This window comes from Pseudomonas paraversuta, assembly GCF_904063065.1.
Taxonomy (GTDB): domain Bacteria; phylum Pseudomonadota; class Gammaproteobacteria; order Pseudomonadales; family Pseudomonadaceae; genus Aquipseudomonas; species Aquipseudomonas paraversuta.
In genome coordinates, this window is the sequence record NZ_CAJFCL010000003.1 from 539,655 (window position 1) to 556,028 (window position 16,374).

Below are 16,374 nucleotides of genomic sequence, written 5' to 3' on the forward strand. Positions count from 1 at the left end.
CTAAGGCCTCTTTAAAATTTGCCGGCGTTGCTCAGAGACGTGCTGACCAATTGTTCATAGAGTTCGGCGTAGGGTTCCACGGCCTTGCACCAATTGAACGGCGCAGTCATGGCGCGGCATCGCATGGCATTGAGCAGGCCCGGGTAGGCAAACACCTTGAACGCCCGGCACAGGGCCTGCTGGTAGCTTTGGACAGTGGACTCATCGAACAAGAAACCGGTCACGCCATCGTCGATGGTGTCAGCCAGGCCGCCGGTATTGCGCGCCACGGGCAGCGAGCCGAAGCGTTGCGAGTACATCTGGCTCAAGCCACAAGGTTCATAGCGCGAGGGCATCAATAAGAAGTCGCTGCCGGCGAACATGCGGCGGGCGTCGGTTTCGTTGAATCCGATGCGCACGCCGACCTGTCCGGGAAAGCGCAGGGCCAGGTCGCGCATGGCCTGTTCTGCTTCGGGTTCGCCGCGCCCTATGATGCAAATCTGCCCGCCCGAGGCGACGATATACGCCGCCACGGCCTCGGTCAGGTCCAGCCCTTTCTGGTACACCAGACGCGACACCACGGCGAACAAGGGGCCTTTGGATGGTGTGAGGCCAAACAGGTTGCGCACGTGATCGGCGTTCAGGGCCTTGCCCTTCCAGTCGCCAATGCTGAACGGCGCGACCAGATGCGGATCGGTAGATGCCTCCCAGCTTTCATCAATGCCGTTGGGGATTCCGCTGAGCAGGCCCTGTTGGGTTTTGCTGGCCAGGAAACCATCAAGCCCGCAACCAAAGCTGGGGGTGGTGATTTCGGCGGCATAGGTGGCACTGACGGTGGTGATATGGCTCGAATAGGCCATCCCGGCCTTGAGAAATGACAATTTGCCATAAAACTCCATACCGTCCTGTTGCAGGGCATGGTCCGGAATGGCCAGCTCGGGGCAGCAGGCCCGGCTGAATACACCCTGATAGGCCAGGTTGTGGATAGTGAACAGGGTGGGGGTGCGCTGTCCGCGCCAATGCATATACGCCGGTGTCAGCCCGGCCGGCCAGTCATGGGCATGCACCAGATCGGGCTGCCAGTGAATTTGTGCCAGATTGGCCGCAATATCGGCCGCAGCCAGGCCCAGGCGGGCAAAGCGGATATGGTTGTCCGGCCAGTCACGGCCATTGTTGGCACCATATGGGCTGCCTTCGCGCTCATACAGTTCGGGGCAGATCAGTACATAGATGACCAGCCCGTCCTTGAGGTCCATGCGCCCGATCTTGCATGGGGGCAAGGCTGCGTGACCGCTGAGTTCGCCGATGATATGGATCGGATTGTCGCTGTTTAGCACCTGGCGGTAGCCCGGAATCAGGACCCGCACATCATGCAGGTGGCGCATGGCCCGGGGCAGTGCGGCGGATACATCTCCAAGGCCGCCGGTTTTAACCAGATCGGCCAGTTCCGATGTGACAAACAGCACCTTCTTTTTATTGGGGTTGGCATTTCCTGCCGGCAGTACTGCCTTCCCTGCAGGGCCTGAATCTGACAGTGAAATCAGATTGGAGGCCTGCGGGTCAAGCCGATCATCTTGTTGGGAAGCAGCAGCACTGATCATGACTCTCTCCCTTTGTACTTATAGATTCACTTTGTCTGTCCGGCAGGGAAACAATCATTTCCTCAGGGGCGACATTCAACTCCAGATTGTTAAGCGGTTGACCACCGAAGCCATGGGCGCGCAGTCGGCTGACAGATCGCTGCAAGGAATGCACCACAAAGGGTGACTTGCCTTTAACTTGACCTGTAGCCAATGCAGAAGGTTCGGTTTATTTAAGCGCGAAAATCAAGCGTCGCAATTGCGACAGCCTCAAGTGTAGGAGGGATGCCGGGAGGCTGTGGGACAGGTGCCTGAAATAAGCGCCATAAGGTGGGGATTCGGCTGAGCGGTAAGTCCTGGCAGCCAGGCGGTCTTGTCCGCAAACGCACCTGTTCGGTGCGTTTGCGCAGGCAGGGGGTCAGTTGCCCGGATATTGCGCAATGACCTCATCACTGCCGTCGTTCCGCAGGCCTATCACCTGGTAGGCATCCTTGCGGTCGCCCATTTCCATGCCCGGGGAACCCACCGGCATGCCCGGTACGGCAATACCCTTGAGGTCGTTGCGTTTGCTCAGGGCGACCACTTGATCGGCCGGCACATGACCTTCCACGAACTTGCCGTTGATCATGCCGGTGTGGCAAGAAGCCAGTCGCGGCTCTACGCCAGCCTGCTGTTTAAAGCTGCTCATGTCCGCTTCAACATGGTCATTGACCTTGAAACCATTGGCTTGCAGGTGGGAGATCCAGGTTTTGCAGCAGCCACAATTGGCATCGCGGTGAACATCGATGGTCAGTTGCTCGGCAGCCTGTGCCATTGAGGTCAGCAACAGGGCCGAAAGGGCGACAAGACGCAATGGGGTTTTCATCGGGTTTCTCTTAATCCAAAAAGTTTCAGCCTGAGTGCCGGGCACTGTCAGGCAGCTGATAACAAGATGACGATTTTGTCAGGTAGGGGCATTTTTGGTGCATTCAAGACCTCAGTCTGGTTGTCGAGCAGCAGCTTGGCTACCATGGCTCTTCACTTTTCTGACGTCTTCAGTTCATGGCACTTGCAGTCCCGCCTGATTTGTCTGATCCCGGCGTGCCGGTTCAGCCGTTGGCCCGTACCTATCCGCGTGGTTTATACATTGATCCCCATGAGCATGAATGGGGCCAATTGTTATATGCCATGTCCGGGGTGATGTGGGTCGACACCCCGGAGGAAGCCCTGGCGGTTCCGCCACAACGGGCGGTCTGGCTACCGCCGGGGGTGCCCCACGGGATCCGGGTGGTCTCGGACTTGCAGATGCGCAATATCTATCTGCCTCCGGCACTGGCCAGCACTCTGGACAGCACCGTGCAGGTGATTGAAGTCGGACGTTTGCTGCGCGAATTGATCATCAATCTGGTGGAGCAGGCTGCTGGGCAATCGTCCTACACCGAGGCTGTGCTCAATCTGACGCTGCTCGAGTTGCAACGCGCGGGGCGTACCTTGCTCAGGGTGCCGATGCCCGATACACCTGACCGGCGCCTGCTGAACCTGTGCCAGTCGGTAATGGCCAGCCCGACCCTGGATATTTCCTTCGAGCAACATGCGCAGAACGCCGGAGCCAGTGTCCGTACCCTGGCGCGGCTGTTTCAGATGGAACTGGGTACGGGCTTTGCGCAGTGGCGGCGCCAGGTGCAACTGGCGACCGCAGCTGCCGAACTGATTCAGGGGACTTGTGTCAGCCAGGTCGCACGCTCGCTGGGCTATTCCCCCAGCAGTTTTAGCGACATGTTCCGACGCGAGTTGGGGGTCAGTCCTTCGTTATATGCACTGCGCCAGGGCGCAGCAACGGCGGTTTGACCGATAGGCAGAAGGCTTTGGCCGATACCTGTCGGCTGTCGGTCATACACTGGGGGCATCAATACACCACCCAGAGGGCTGAGCATGAAAGCACTGCAATTCTCCAGAACCGGCGATCTGGCCGCACTGACCCTGGTTGAAGTGCCAACCCCCGTACCCGGTGCAGACGAGGTGCTGGTGCAGGTCAAGGCGGCCGGCCTGAACCCCAGCGATGTGAAGAATGTGCTCGGGCGTTTCCCCTACACCACCTTGCCGCGTATTCCGGGGCGTGACTTTTCCGGGGTGATTGTCGAGGGACCAGCGGCGCTGGTGGGGCAGGAGGTATGGGGTACCGGCCAGGAACTGGGCTTCTATGGTGATGGTTCCCATGGGGATTTTTTGCGCTTGCCGGTTGCGGGAGTCGCGCTCAAGCCCCGCACATTGAGCTTTGTTCAGGCCGCCAGCCTGGGCGTGCCCTATACCACGGCATGGGATGCGCTACAGCGCAGTGATGTAGGGGCAGATACCTGTTTATTGGTGATCGGTGCCAACGGTGCTGTAGGCAGTGCCGCCATTGCGCTGGCGAAAGTACTCGGTGCCAGGGTGCTGGCTGCGGTGCGGCGCCCTGACCAGGCTCAAGTGCTACGGGAGCAAGGGATTGAAGTGATTGTGCTGGGCAAGCCCGAAGATCTGGCCGCTCAGGTCAGCGCAGTGTTCAGCGATGGTGCTGAAGTCATATTCGACACCACCGGGCACTGGCTGCCAGCGACCGTTGCGGCGTTGCGGATTTTTGGTCGTGTGGCCTTCATTGCTGCACCACTGGACGGCCATGTGCACTTGCCGGCGCTGGCGCTGTATCGCAAGGGCGGCACGTTGATCGGGGTTAACTCGCTGCTTTACAGCTGTGGCGAGTGCGCCCGGATGCTTGATCAATTTGGCCAGTATTTCGACCAGGGCCTGCTGCCCGTGCCCCGTGGGCTGCAAGAAGCGCGGTTGGCAGACGGGTTGAGCAGTTATGCCGAGGTCAATGCAGGGACCTGCGCCAAAGTGGTGCTGATCCCGTAGGCGCACTGCCGGCCAAACCCTGTAGGAGCGAGCTTGTCTCGCGATTTTTCGCTGCGGTATCTGAGGCCGCAACAGCTCGCAAGCAAGCTCGCTCCTACAGAGGCGGGGGTTGGTGAAATTCTTGTAGGAGCGAGCTTGTCTCGCGATTTTTTGCTGCGGTATCTGAGGCCGCAACAGCTCGCGAGGCAAGCTCGCTCCTACAGAGGCGGGGGGTTGGTGAAATTCTTGTAGGAGCGAGCTTGTCTCGCGATTTTTTGCTGCGGTATCTGAGGCCGCAACAGCTCGCGAGCAAGCTCGCTCCTACAGAGGCGGGGGTTGGTGAAATTCTTGTAGGAGCGAGCTTGTCTCGCGATTTTTTGCTGCGGTATCTAAGGCCGCAACAGCTCGCGAGCAAGCTCGCTCCTACAGAGGGAGGGGTTGGTGAAATTCTTGTAGGAGCGAGCTTGCTCGCGATCTTTTCGCTGCGGTATTTGAGGCTGCAACAGCTCGCGAGCAAGCTCGCTCCTACAGGCCGGCTATTTCATCCATGAAATCCTGCACAAACCATTCAAGGCGCTTATGTCTGATGGCTGCCAGTCGCGCACCTTCCGGGGTTTGAAAACCTGACGCCAGCTTGAGCAACTTGGTATGGAAATGCTCGAGGGTGTAACGCTTGTCCTGATACTCGCGTCCCGTCGCCTGCGGGTTTGTGAAGTCATACAGCGCCGACCCCATTCTTCCCGATACATAAAAGCAGCGTGCTACGCCGATCAGGCCGATGGCATCCAGGCGGTCACTGTCCTGCAGTATCTTTGCTTCCAGGGTGGCGGGCGTCAGTGCCGCGGAAAAACTGTGGGTCTGTACCGCGTGGGCCACTGCGTTCACTCGCGACTCGGGCCAGCCCAGCCCCGTCAGGATGGTCGCGGCTTTATTCGCAGACAGGGTTGAGGCCTGCGCCCGTAAAGGCGAATCCTTTTCCACTGCCACGCAGTCGTGCAGAAGGGTGGCGGCCAGGAGAATTTCCAGATCGCCGCCTTCCCTGGCCTGAATCACTTGTGCATTGGTCCACACACGGTGGATATGTGACAGATCGTGGGAGCCGTCCCCGTTGTCCTCCGCCAGCCAGGCCTGCAAGGTGTCGGCCAGAGCCTGAAAGGGAAAGAATGGCTGAGTGTTCACGGGGCAGGCTCCGGTCCGGACAGGTAAAGGGCTTATTGCGCCAGACGCAGGCTGGCACGGATCCCCAGTACTTCAGCTTCGTTGGCTTTGTAGCCGTCTGCAGGACCTGCGTAGGAAAGGGCATAGGCGTTGCTGTCATGGGTGGCGGCGACCAGGGTCTGGGTGATCACGTGGTTGCCGTTCTGGGTGATTTTGCAGGTGGTTTCCAATGCCTCCAGACCGCCCAGGGTGCTGCTGTGAATTTTGTTACAGGCACTCTGGTAGCCGGCGCCGGCGAAGTTCTTCTGCAAGGTCTTGCGCATCTGCAGCAGTACCGCTTCCATATTGACCTTGTGGTCAGGAGCCAATGTGGTCTGGGTAAGCTCCATCACCATCAACGGATCACCGTTGGGGTCATTTTTTACCGCCCGCTGGCGCTGGCCATTGTCATCGGGGGCAGGTGGCACGGCCTGCACCTCCCAGTCGCCGGGCCAGGTAATCGTCAGACTTTCGGCATTCGCCGTCGGCAGCGAAAGGGCGGCGAGAAGTCCGATGAGTGCGGTGTAACGGTGCGAAAAAGTCATGGGCGACAGGCCTTTAGGGCGGTTTCATGGCAAGCATAGTGTATCAATTAGTGTCCAGCTCTTGCTTTGGGATGGAAGATCATTTGTACCATTGCTCAGCTAAACCTTTGCTTCTTATGACTAATCCCGGAGAATCGCGCCCTTCTTACGGCCGGGGCGTTGTCTGTAAGGTGTGTTTTGTCCGCCCCGGCTGCGTGGTAACGACCGGCTAGCGGAGATTCGACCGGATGAATGACCAGGCTAACAGCGTCGATGAACGCTTTGACGCGGCACCCGCGACCCTCAGTCGCTGGAGTCGTCATGACACTACCTGGATGCTGGGCCTGTTTGGCACGGCCATTGGCGCAGGTACTTTGTTTTTGCCCATCAATGCAGGGCTTGGCGGCTTTTGGCCGTTGCTGATTCTGGCGTTGCTGGCGTTTCCGATGACGTTTTATGCTCACCGCGGTTTGACCCGCTTCGTACTCTCCGGACGCGAAGGCTCTGACATCACGGATGTTGTTGAAGAGCATTTCGGCTTGCGGGCCGGTGCATTGATCACGCTGCTGTATTTCTGTGCGATTTTTCCGATTCTGTTGATTTACAGCGTTGCCCTGACCAACACGGTCGGCAGCTTCATGCTCAATCAACTGCATGTCACACCACCACCCCGGGCGATTTTGTCGCTGGTGCTGATTCTCGGCCTGCTGGCCGTGGTGCGTTGCGGCGAGCAAGTGATAGTCAAGGCCATGAGCATGATGGTCTATCCGTTCATTGTCGCGCTGTTGTTTTTGGCGGTGTTTTTGATCCCCCACTGGAATGGCGGGATTCTGAGCACGGCGAGCACCTTGCCGGCGCCTTCAGCATTGCTGCACACCTTGTGGCTGGCGATTCCGGTGATGGTGTTTTCGTTTAACCATTCGCCGATCATCTCGGCCTTTGCCGTTGATCAGAAGCGCCGTTATGGGGCGAACGCCGATGAGCGCAGCTCGCAGATCCTGTCCCGCGCCCACCTGTTGATGGTGGCAATGGTGCTGTTCTTCGTCTTCAGCTGCGTGCTCACCCTGTCACCTGAGCAGCTGGCTGAAGCCAAGGCGCAGAATCTGTCGATCCTGTCCTACCTGGCCAACCACTTCAGCAACCCGACCATTGCCTTTGCCGCCCCGTTGATTGCCTTTGTAGCGATAGCCAAATCGTTCCTGGGTCACTACATCGGCGCCAGCGAAGGTCTTAAAGGCCTGGTCCTGAAGACCGGCAAGCGCCCGGCAGCGAAAGCCCTGGACCGCATGACCGCAGCGTTCATGCTGATAGTGTGCTGGGCAGTAGCAACGCTCAACCCAAGCATTCTGGGAATGATCGAAACCCTGGGCGGCCCGGTGATCGCGGCCATCCTGTTCCTGATGCCGATGTACGCGATTCGTCGGGTACCAGCCATGCGCCAGTACTCGGGCAAGATCTCCAACGTGTTTGTCACCGCCGTTGGCCTGGTGGCAATTTCGTCGCTGGTTTACTCGCTGATTCCTTGATTCAGCTCCGCCCGTCGCTGCCATTCCGGGCGGCGCCGGGCGGGTGATTGTCCCTCGCAAGCCGTTCAAGGCTTGAGTCTGGCAAGCGCACCGAGGGTTCCCGTGGGCCATCCCCGTCGAACCCACTGCCGTTGCATGCAGACCTTCATACCCTCTATAGCGACCATACGGCTGGTTGGTGATCTGGCTGCGCCGGCGCCTGCGCGCTATTACGGCGATCCGCGTAACACATCCATACGTCTTATGCGTCTTATGCGTCTGTAGGAGCGAGCTTGCCTCGCGAGCTTCTGGCGATTCGAAGGACTGCGCAGGAAAAGCTCGCGAGGCAAGCTCGCTCCTACAATGAATGCGTAAATGCGTGAATGCGTGAATGCGTGAATGCGTGAATGGGCGAATGGGCGAATGGGCGAATGAATGGTTGAGCGGCAATCGAATCTCGGCGCTGTGGTCCCTGTGCCGTATGTCACTTTCGGCTATGTCACTCACTTGCGCGCTTGATCTGCATCAAGGCTGTCGGCCCGCACCGGCATAGCCTGAGCCCAAGCCATATTCCAGGAGGTAGTGACAGATGAGCATCATCGTAACCGGGGCCGCCGGTTTTATCGGCAGTAACCTGGTAAAGGCACTCAACCGGCGCGGTGAGCGTGACATCATTGCCGTGGACGATCTGACCGATGGCGACAAGTGCCGCAATCTGGCGGACTGCGATATCGCGGACTACATCGATAAACGCGAGTTCGTGCATCGTTTTTCCAATCGTCAGTTGGGCGATATACGCGCCGTTCTGCATCAGGGCGCGTGCTCCAGTACGCTGGAACGTGACGGCCGGTTGATGATGGAGAACAACTACCGCTACAGCTGTGACGTGCTGCAAGCCTGTCAGGAGCAAGCGACGCCCTTTATCTATGCCTCTTCGGCAGCGGTCTATGGCGCCAACCGGGACTTTCGCGAAGTTCGCGAGTGTGAGCGGCCGTTGAATGTCTACGCCTACTCAAAATTCCTCTTCGATCAGCATGTGCGGCAATTGTCGGGCAAGGCACGCAGCCAGGTGGTGGGGTTGCGTTACTTCAATGTGTTCGGCCCCCGCGAGCAACACAAAGGCCGTATGGCTTCGATGGTGCGGCATTGCTTCAATCAATACCGCGACCACGGGCATGTCGAGTTGTTCGGTGAGTACGGCGGCTATCCGGCAGGCGGGCACATGCGTGATTTTATTTCGGTGGAGGATGTGGTCAAGGTCAATCTGCACTGGCTGGATCACCCGCAAACCAGTGGCATTTTTAATCTGGGCAGCGGTGTGGCCCGCTCATTCAACGAGCTGGCGCTGGCAACGATCAACTGTTTGCGTGGAGCGCAGGGCCGACCTTCCCTGATCCTGGAAACGGCTGTGCTTGAAGGGGTGTTGCGCTACTGCGAGTTCCCCGAAGAGCTCAAGGGCAAGTATCAGGTCTACACCTGCGCCGACTTGAGCCGGCTGCGTGAAGCGGGTTATGAGGAACCGATGTCGGGGCTGGAGGCGGGAGTGGAGGGGTATTGCAGGCGTCTGCTGACTTGCTGAGTTACCGGGGGGCTGCCATCGCGGGCAAGCCCGCTCCCACAAGATAAGCGCAGCTTCTGTCGCTGGGCCCGCTCCTGCAGGTTGTGTGCAGCTTCTGTAGGAGCGGGCATTGCGCGGTCTGTTGCGGGATTACCTGGCCGTCAACAACGCCTCTAGCTTTTCCTGGTCACGGGCGAACTGGCGGATGCCTTCGGCCAGTTTTTCGGTGGCCATTGCGTCTTCGTTCGAGGCCCAGCGGAACTGCGCTTCGTTCAGGCTCTGGCGCGGTTCGCCCTGATGCCCAGGGCTCAATTTGCGCTCCAGTTTGCCTTCGTCCAGGGCCAGTTTTTCCAGCAGGTCCGGGCTGATGGTCAGACGGTCGCAACCGGCCAGCTGTTCGATCTGGTTCAGGTTGCGGAAGCTGGCACCCATGACCACGGTCTTGTAGTCATTGGCTTTGTAGTAGTTGTAGATGCGGGTCACGGACTGCACACCCGGATCATCGGATCCTGTGTAGTCAATGCCGGTGGACTTCTTGTACCAGTCGTAAATACGGCCCACGAACGGCGAAATCAGGAACACCCCGGCATCGGCACAGGCTGCGGCCTGGGCAAACGAGAACAACAGGGTCAGGTTGGTCTGGATGCCGTCATTTTCCAGTTTTTCGGCTGCACGGATGCCTTCCCAGGTCGAAGCGAGCTTGATCAGTACCCGGTCGCGGCCCACGCCGGCCTTGTCGTAAAGCTCGACCAACTGGTTGGCCTTTTTCAGCAAGGCAAATTCGTCGAACGACAGGCGGGCATCGACCTCGGTCGAAATACGGCCCGGAATGACCTTCAAGATACCGCTACCCACCGAGACCGCGAAGTGGTCGCAGGCCAGGCCGACATCACCGTTGGCGTGGGCGATGGCATTTTTCAGCAGCTCGGCATAACCCGGCATGGCTGCGGCTTTGAGCAGCAGGGATGGATTGGTCGTGGCATCAACGGGTTTGAGGCGGGTAATTGCGTCGAGGTCGCCGGTGTCTGCGACCACGGTGGTGAACTGCTTGAGTTGTTCCAGCTTGGAAGTCATGAGCGTCTCTGTCGGAAAAGGTGTTAATGGCTGTAAAGATTGAGTGCGGTGTCGATCAAAAGTTCGTTAAACCCAGGCTGGCAGAATGCCGCCGAATACCTTGGTAGTGCAACTGATCGTGCGATTTAATCTGCCTCAGCAGCCATTTACCTCGATTCAAAGTTCCAGCGTGTACCGGTCTGGCTCGCGGCTTTGCTCACTCATCTGTACTGCGTTGATGGTTTTGCCCGTGGCCTGTTCAACCCGGCGCGCCACTTCAGGGTCGTCGGCAAAGGGAATCAGGCTGGCTTCGTCGATATCGGTCGCGGTTTTATGTTTCAAACACCAGCTAATGGCGCAATAGAGGCTGATGACGGCTGCGCTATTGAGGGCTATTTCGATCATGTCCGGCACTCCTTGTCGAAAGCACCCGATACCGGTCCGGCGACCTGCATCGGGTGGGTGGTCAGGCTATCTGTGCTGTCAGTTCGGCTTGCTTGAGGTCGGCCACGCGCACTGTTCGCCACAGGTTCCAGCACATCAACAGCATGCCGCTGAGGAAGAACAGCCCGCCCACCAGACGTACGACGTAGCCCGGGTGGCTGGCGCTCAGCGACTCCACGAACGAATAGGTCAGGGTGCCGTCATCGTTGATCGCGCGCCACATCAGGCCCTGGGTGATGCCGTTGACCCACATCGAGGCGATGTACAGCACGGTGCCGATGGTCGCCAGCCAGAAGTGCAGGTTGATCAGCCCGATGCTGTACATCTGCTCGCGGCCGAAGATCTTGGGAATCATGTGATAGAGCGCGCCGAAAGTGATCATCGCCACCCAGCCCAGGGCCCCGGCATGGACGTGGCCGATGGTCCAGTCGGTGTAGTGGGACAGGGCATTGACGGTCTTGATGGCCATCATCGGCCCTTCAAAGGTCGACATGCCGTAGAACGCCAGTGACAGCACCAGAAACCGCAGGATCGGGTCGGTGCGCAATTTATGCCAGGCCCCGGAGAGGGTCATCATGCCGTTGATCATGCCGCCCCAGCTGGGAGCCAGCAGGATGATGGACATGGCCATGCCCAGCGACTGGGCCCAGTCCGGCAGTGCGGTGTAGTGCAGGTGATGGGGGCCGGCCCAGATATAGAGGGTAATCAGGGCCCAGAAATGCACGATGGACAGGCGATAGGAATAAATCGGCCTGCCGACCTGTTTCGGCACGAAGTAGTACATCATCCCGAGAAAGCCGGTGGTCAGGAAAAAACCTACCGCGTTATGCCCATACCACCACTGCACCATGGCATCGGTGGCTCCGGCATACACGGGATAAGACTTGAACCAGTCCACCGGAATCGCCAGGTGGTTGACCACGTGCAGCATGGCGATGACCAGAATGAAGGCGCCAAAAAACCAGTTGCCGACATAGATATGTCTGGTTTTGCGCTGCACCACGGTAGTAAAGAACACGATGGCGTAGGCGACCCAGACCACCGTCAGCCACACGGCACCGGTGAATTCTATTTCGGCGTATTCCTTGGTGGTGGTATAGCCCAGCGGCAGGGTGACCAGCATGATCACAATTACCGATTGCCAGCCCCAGAAGGTAAAGGCTGCCAGCTTGTCCGAGAATAACCGTACCTGACAGGTGCGCTGCACCGCGTAGTAGCTGGCGGCAAACTGTGCGCTGCCGGCAAAGCCGAAAATCACCAGGCTGGTGTGCAACGGTCGCAGGCGGCCGAAGGTGGTCCAGGGCAAATCCAGGTTCATTTGCGGCCAGACCAGTTGCGAGGCGATCCATACGCCCATGGCCATGCCGACCACCCCCCACACCACGGTCATGATGGCGAATTGGCGGACGACCTTATAGTTATAGGCCTGCCCGTTTAGTGCTGTGCTCATGCTCAAGTCTTCCACGGTTCAAAGTCCTGCCAGGCCTGGTGGTCTGGCGCTGGGTGAACTCTAGGAAGTTGGCAGGAAACAAGACAGATTCAGGGGGGGAGAATTAATACGGAGCAGATTTAGCGGCATATTTAAAAGTGTTTTTTAAAATCTGATCTGGTTTTTAGCCGATTTACATTTTTTAAATACTTCTGAGCTGTACTGTTTTCCCTCTGTGTCTCGGGAAAATTGGTCGGCGAAGCAGCGCTTTTTCCGCAGATTAGCTATACATAAATCCGGCACACAAATAGTTACGTTCTCCACAGGAGTTACAGAATGAAGCTCGGACTGATGATTAGTACGTTGTGTATTGCCTCGATCGGGGTAGTGGGCTGTGCAAGCAAGGTCCAGCAGCCGGATGAGTACTCCGGTTTTTTGAAGGATTACAGTCGCCTTAAAGAAGCCAAATCGCCTTCGGGCGCCGAAGTGATGCGCTGGATCGATCCCAAGCTGAATATTAACCAGTACACCAGCGTCTATATCGAGCCAAGCCAGCTCTACCCGGCGCCGAAGCCGACGGAGAAGATCCCGCAAAGCACGTTGAACGGCATTACCCGCTACTACGATCAAGCACTCAAGCGTGAACTCAGCAAATCATTGCCACTGGCCAGCGCCCCCGGGCCGGGCGTGATTGTGGTGCGACCGGCGATCACTGCCGTGAGCAGCGAGACCGAGAGCCTGGCACCTTACGAATATATTCCGGTAGCGCTGGTGGCGGCGGCGGTCAGTACGGCGTCGGGCATTCGCGATCAGGAAACCCAGCTGGCAACCGAAGCCGTATTCATTGACGGGCAGAGCCAGGACGTAGTGGCGCAGGTGGTGCGCAAAGGCACCGGCAAACCGCTGGAGAACAGCAGCCAGCAAATGAAGACCGACGATGTGAAAAAAGTGATAGATGGCTGGGCATCAGATCTTCATCAGTCGTATTTGAAACTGAAGAGCCAGTAAGCTCCGGGATCTGCAACTGAGTGCGGGCAAAACAGTTGCAGCACCCCTGCTTGCCGGGGTGCTGCAGGTTACAGCTCAGGGTGCTACAGGTGTCAGCAAGGGCATTTTCCATTGCCCGTCGGCAAGTTCAGGCTTGGGCATATAAATACGCAGTACGCCGTAAAACGGCCCGTCAGGCGCCGGCAACCAGTTGTTTTGCAGATCCCCGGCCGGGGGTTGAGGCTGGAGGTACAGGGTCACACCGCCATCTGCGTCGCGCTTGAGATCGGGCAACATGCGCGAATTGATCAGGTAGCGATCCAGCGGGTTGTCCACCAGCAATTTGCTTTTGCCGTCATACATTGTCAGCGACCAGAAGGCGTTGGCAGGGGGCAGGGCATTTTTGTCAAAGTGCAAGGTATAGCGCTGTCTGGAGCCGTCCAGGGGGCGGCCCTGATTGTCGACGAAATAGCCGATGTAATCGGCCTCTTCGGCAGAGTTGCCAAAGATCCCCATATTGGCCCCCGCATAACGGTACAGGTAGTTGTTTTTCAAGTGCTCGCGGGAGCCGAACAGGTCTCCACTGCTGATCTTGTGCGTGTCGACCTGCTCTTTCTTGAACTGCTCGAATTCGGCTTTACCTGCTGCAATTCCTTCTTCCAGGGCCTTGCGTTGCTCGGCGGACAGCTGGCCCGTTGCATAGGGCAGGCCCGGTTCAATGCCAATTTTTTTGAAGCGCTCGCGTAATGCCGTTTCACCGGGCTGCGGCTCGGCAAATGCGAGCATGAAATTCAAGTAGTTGAACAGCTCGGGGCTGTCACTCATGTTCGCCACGGGGGCCGGCCAGTCAATGGCTGCAGACAGCGGCGGGGCGGGTTGGCCGAGGAACTGGCTCAAGGGTTGCACTGTGTAACCGCGCTGGATTTCCTTGACCCTGGGCAGGTCTTTTTCATCAAACAGCTGGGTCCGGTACAGGCCGTAGGCAATTTCGCTTTCGCTGGGAATCACGGCCTCGATACCGGCCGGTTTCTCACCTTGCCAGCCCGGCCCGACAATCAGGAAGTTCCCGCCTTTGTTGCCCGTGGTACGGCTACCGAGGTAGGCGAAGTTTTGCGTGTACAGGTCGATCAACTGCGTGGAGTAGTAACGACCGTCTTCAATTGCCGGCAGCGTCAGCACCAGCGGCTCGGCTCGCAGGTCCATCCATAGAAATGAATAGGGCGTGTCCGAATTGGGGGTCACGAAAGCGCTGTCTTTGGGGCTGAACACCATGGCGGTGTTGCCGATGTCATTGAACGGCGCCTTGAAGTCCTTGCCGCCTTGGTCCACGGCCTGGGCGTAGAGGGTTTTGTACATCTCCACCACCGGGAAACCATACACATAGGCTTCTCTGGCGATGCTTGTGGCCTCTGCAGGCGACGCGCTGAAGTTCATGGCTGATACCTGGGTTGTCATCAGTGACAGGCAGGCTGCCAGGGCATAAACGGGGGGCTTGAGGTACCTGGCAAAGTCCCTGACTGTGGATTGACTGCTCATGACAGCAACCTGATGTCATCGGGTTTCCAGCTTTTATCGATGCAAGCGCCGGTCTGGGCGAAGGTTTTGCCCTGTTCCAGGCCTGGAGTGGCCAGCATGACGTGGGCGTGCTCCCGGGGCCGGGCGCTGAAGCCAGAAGCACGAAGCTGCGAATTCATGAAATTTCCTTATTTTCCGAAGGTGACATTAATGCCGGCGAACAATGTGAATTGCGGCAAGTCATCGCCTTTGCGTTCCACTGTCCATTGTGGTTCCAGGTAGGCGTTGAGGATGTTGCCCCCGGCTTTCCATGCCTTGCCGAAACCCAGGCCGACGGGGATATAGTGGGTGTTGTTTTTCAGGTCATAGGTCCAGGTGCCGGTGGAGCGCAAGTACCAGCCCTTTGGCAGGTTGTGGATGATGAACGGCTGGAAGGTGGCGCTCTCGACATGCTGGCGATCACTGTCACCGGCAAAAGAGCTTTGATACTGCACCAGTGCCCCCAGCAGGCCACGGGGTGAGGCATCTATGGTATGGCAATCGCTGCCAGCCCCGCTTGCCATTTGCCGGTGCCCAGTTCGTCATGCTCGGCAGTGGGCGCCGTAATTTGCGGGCCGATGCCCAACTGCACGCCATCGGTCTTGAGCAGGAAAATATCGAACAGGTTGAGATCGCCCATACCGGTGCTGTAACCACTCCTGGGGTCGGGGCGGGTGCTGATGGGCAGGGTGGCACGCAACAGTTGCGGTACGCCGATAAAGTCGTTCGGGGCGACGGGCAGGGCGCCGCGCAGCAGGGCGTCATTGGTGTGGATATTGCTGTCGTACACCCGGGGCGTGTAGTAGTCCTGCAGGTTCAGGCCCGGGGCCAGGCTCAGGGGGTTGTTACTTTTGTTGGCTATATCGGGATTGTCTGCCAGGGCAGCAGTGACAGGGGCCAGGGTCAATAAGAGTCCCGAAGCAAGGTGTGTCTTAGCCATGAGCGTCCAATTCCCTGGAAGTCTTAAGAATGCAGCGCTAGGAAGCTAGCAGCAAATGGCGCGACTGCCAGTTCCCGGGGTCTGCTGCCGGGTACTGTTTTGCTCGAGGCTGGGCATTTTTGGAATTTTTCAGTACCGGCACGGTCTTTTTGTTCCGCGGCCCATGACATTTTACCTGCGGGCCGTAGGTCGGCTGCCTGATTCGTGTTTAACTCCGGCTTCTTCAAAAACCGTTAAGAAGGACATCGTTCATGGCTCAAGTGACGCTTAAAGGCAACCCTGTTCAAGTCAAAGGCGAACTGCCGGCAGTAGGCTCCAAGGCGCCGGCGTTTTCGCTGGTAGCAGGTAATTTGTCCGATGTGACGTTGGCCAGCTTTGCTGGTAAACGCAAAGTGCTGAACATCTTCCCGAGTGTTGATACGCCAACTTGCGCGACTTCGGTGCGCACCTTCAACACCAAGGCCAACGATCTGGAAAACACCGTGGTGCTGTGCATCTCGGCTGACCTGCCGTTCGCCCAGGCCCGTTTCTGCGGTGCCGAAGGTCTGGAACACGTACAGAACCTGTCGACCCTGCGCGGCCGTGAGTTCATCGAGAACTACGGCGTGGCAATTGCTGACGGCCCGTTGGCTGGCCTGACTGCCCGTGCGGTAGTAGTGCTGGACGAAAACGACAACGTGCTGCACAGCGAACTGGTTAAAGAAATCGCTGAAGAGCCGAACTACGAAGCAGCCCTGGCTGTTTTAAAGTAAGTCGCAACGCTTCAGCAAAAAC

15 protein-coding genes and 1 pseudogene are annotated in these 16,374 nt (G+C 58.1%); 6 read left to right on the forward strand and 10 right to left on the reverse strand.

The window, feature by feature from the left end; translation table 11 throughout:
* Positions 1 to 11: 11 nt before the first annotated feature.
* Together glgA and JQ845_RS08510 are read right to left on the reverse strand one after the other, a co-directional pair.
* A complete protein-coding gene (gene glgA, locus JQ845_RS08505; RefSeq protein ID WP_161719639.1) occupies positions 12 to 1,580 on the reverse strand; it encodes a glycogen synthase GlgA in 1,569 nt (522 codons plus the stop codon).
* 397 nt (positions 1,581 to 1,977) lie between these two features.
* Positions 1,978 to 2,424 (reverse strand): DUF411 domain-containing protein, encoded by a 447-nt coding sequence (locus JQ845_RS08510; protein WP_003447581.1) that lies wholly within the window; start codon positions 2,422 to 2,424, stop codon positions 1,978 to 1,980.
* A gap of 176 nt (positions 2,425 to 2,600) precedes the next feature.
* Between JQ845_RS08510 and JQ845_RS08515 the strand changes: the two genes are divergently transcribed.
* Together JQ845_RS08515 and JQ845_RS08520 are read left to right on the forward strand one after the other, a co-directional pair.
* Entirely contained in the window at positions 2,601 to 3,386 is a 786-nt protein-coding gene (locus JQ845_RS08515; RefSeq protein ID WP_003447583.1) for an AraC family transcriptional regulator, read from the forward strand.
* 84 nt (positions 3,387 to 3,470) lie between these two features.
* On the forward strand, positions 3,471 to 4,430 hold the full coding sequence (locus tag JQ845_RS08520) for a quinone oxidoreductase family protein (protein ID WP_202210497.1): 960 nt from the start codon (positions 3,471 to 3,473) through the stop codon (positions 4,428 to 4,430).
* Between the two features lie 504 nt (positions 4,431 to 4,934).
* Here the strand turns inward: JQ845_RS08520 and JQ845_RS08525 are convergent.
* Entirely contained in the window at positions 4,935 to 5,588 is a 654-nt protein-coding gene (locus tag JQ845_RS08525; RefSeq protein ID WP_127196716.1) for an HD domain-containing protein, read from the reverse strand.
* Between the two features lie 32 nt (positions 5,589 to 5,620).
* Entirely contained in the window at positions 5,621 to 6,151 is a 531-nt protein-coding gene (locus tag JQ845_RS08530) for a DUF4946 domain-containing protein (RefSeq protein WP_010656090.1), read from the reverse strand.
* Positions 6,152 to 6,378: 227 nt separating this feature from the next.
* Between JQ845_RS08530 and JQ845_RS08535 the strand changes: the two genes are divergently transcribed.
* Complete coding sequence (locus tag JQ845_RS08535) at positions 6,379 to 7,656, forward strand: serine/threonine transporter (protein ID WP_003447591.1); 1,278 nt, start codon at positions 6,379 to 6,381, stop codon at positions 7,654 to 7,656.
* Between the two features lie 568 nt (positions 7,657 to 8,224).
* Entirely contained in the window at positions 8,225 to 9,214 is a 990-nt protein-coding gene (rfaD, locus tag JQ845_RS08540) for an ADP-glyceromanno-heptose 6-epimerase (RefSeq protein WP_203008876.1), read from the forward strand.
* Positions 9,215 to 9,343: 129 nt separating this feature from the next.
* On the opposite strand, the gene tal is transcribed toward rfaD, so the two are convergent.
* The 3 genes from tal to ccoN form a co-directional block, all read right to left on the reverse strand.
* Positions 9,344 to 10,267, reverse strand: a complete 924-nt coding sequence (gene tal, locus JQ845_RS08545; protein WP_010656088.1) for a transaldolase — start codon at positions 10,265 to 10,267, stop codon at positions 9,344 to 9,346.
* 156 nt (positions 10,268 to 10,423) lie between these two features.
* Positions 10,424 to 10,651: a hypothetical protein gene (locus JQ845_RS08550; protein WP_003447596.1), complete on the reverse strand. Its 228-nt coding sequence runs from the start codon at positions 10,649 to 10,651 to the stop codon at positions 10,424 to 10,426.
* Between the two features lie 61 nt (positions 10,652 to 10,712).
* On the reverse strand, positions 10,713 to 12,140 hold the full coding sequence (gene ccoN / locus JQ845_RS08555) for a cytochrome-c oxidase, cbb3-type subunit I (RefSeq protein WP_003447597.1): 1,428 nt from the start codon (positions 12,138 to 12,140) through the stop codon (positions 10,713 to 10,715).
* A 315-nt stretch (positions 12,141 to 12,455) separates the two neighbouring features.
* On the opposite strand from ccoN, the gene JQ845_RS08560 reads away from it, so the two are divergent.
* A complete protein-coding gene (locus tag JQ845_RS08560; RefSeq protein ID WP_003447598.1) occupies positions 12,456 to 13,127 on the forward strand; it encodes a DUF3313 domain-containing protein in 672 nt (223 codons plus the stop codon).
* Positions 13,128 to 13,202: 75 nt separating this feature from the next.
* On the opposite strand, the gene JQ845_RS08565 is transcribed toward JQ845_RS08560, so the two are convergent.
* From JQ845_RS08565 to JQ845_RS08575, 3 genes and pseudogenes are all read right to left on the reverse strand, one after another.
* Positions 13,203 to 14,642 carry a DUF1254 domain-containing protein gene (locus JQ845_RS08565; protein WP_203008877.1) on the reverse strand — a complete coding sequence of 480 codons (1,440 nt, stop codon included), beginning with the start codon at positions 14,640 to 14,642 and terminating at the stop codon, positions 13,203 to 13,205.
* Positions 14,639 to 14,800, reverse strand: a complete 162-nt coding sequence (locus JQ845_RS08570) for a hypothetical protein (protein WP_203008878.1) — start codon at positions 14,798 to 14,800, stop codon at positions 14,639 to 14,641. Before JQ845_RS08570 ends, JQ845_RS08565 begins: the two co-directional genes overlap by 4 nt.
* Positions 14,801 to 14,809: 9 nt before the next feature.
* Positions 14,810 to 15,600 (reverse strand): annotated as a pseudogene (locus JQ845_RS08575) (hypothetical protein).
* A 251-nt stretch (positions 15,601 to 15,851) separates the two neighbouring features.
* Here JQ845_RS08575 and tpx point away from each other — a divergent pair.
* Positions 15,852 to 16,352 carry a thiol peroxidase gene (tpx, locus tag JQ845_RS08580; RefSeq protein ID WP_003447601.1) on the forward strand — a complete coding sequence of 167 codons (501 nt, stop codon included), beginning with the start codon at positions 15,852 to 15,854 and terminating at the stop codon, positions 16,350 to 16,352.
* Positions 16,353 to 16,374 lie beyond the last annotated feature (22 nt).

Coding starts and splice junctions, on each gene's coding strand:
- glgA (WP_161719639.1), bottom strand. CDS start 1,580: ATGATCAGTGCTGCTGCTTCCCAACAAGATGATCGGCTTGACCCGCAG.
- JQ845_RS08510 (WP_003447581.1), bottom strand. CDS start 2,424: ATGAAAACCCCATTGCGTCTTGTCGCCCTTTCGGCCCTGTTGCTGACC.
- JQ845_RS08515 (WP_003447583.1), top strand. CDS start 2,601: ATGGCACTTGCAGTCCCGCCTGATTTGTCTGATCCCGGCGTGCCGGTT.
- JQ845_RS08520 (WP_202210497.1), top strand. CDS start 3,471: ATGAAAGCACTGCAATTCTCCAGAACCGGCGATCTGGCCGCACTGACC.
- JQ845_RS08530 (WP_010656090.1), bottom strand. CDS start 6,151: ATGACTTTTTCGCACCGTTACACCGCACTCATCGGACTTCTCGCCGCC.
- JQ845_RS08535 (WP_003447591.1), top strand. CDS start 6,379: ATGAATGACCAGGCTAACAGCGTCGATGAACGCTTTGACGCGGCACCC.
- rfaD (WP_203008876.1), top strand. CDS start 8,225: ATGAGCATCATCGTAACCGGGGCCGCCGGTTTTATCGGCAGTAACCTG.
- tal (WP_010656088.1), bottom strand. CDS start 10,267: ATGACTTCCAAGCTGGAACAACTCAAGCAGTTCACCACCGTGGTCGCA.
- JQ845_RS08550 (WP_003447596.1), bottom strand. CDS start 10,651: ATGATCGAAATAGCCCTCAATAGCGCAGCCGTCATCAGCCTCTATTGC.
- ccoN (WP_003447597.1), bottom strand. CDS start 12,140: ATGAGCACAGCACTAAACGGGCAGGCCTATAACTATAAGGTCGTCCGC.
- JQ845_RS08560 (WP_003447598.1), top strand. CDS start 12,456: ATGAAGCTCGGACTGATGATTAGTACGTTGTGTATTGCCTCGATCGGG.
- JQ845_RS08565 (WP_203008877.1), bottom strand. CDS start 14,642: ATGAGCAGTCAATCCACAGTCAGGGACTTTGCCAGGTACCTCAAGCCC.
- JQ845_RS08570 (WP_203008878.1), bottom strand. CDS start 14,800: ATGAATTCGCAGCTTCGTGCTTCTGGCTTCAGCGCCCGGCCCCGGGAG.
- tpx (WP_003447601.1), top strand. CDS start 15,852: ATGGCTCAAGTGACGCTTAAAGGCAACCCTGTTCAAGTCAAAGGCGAA.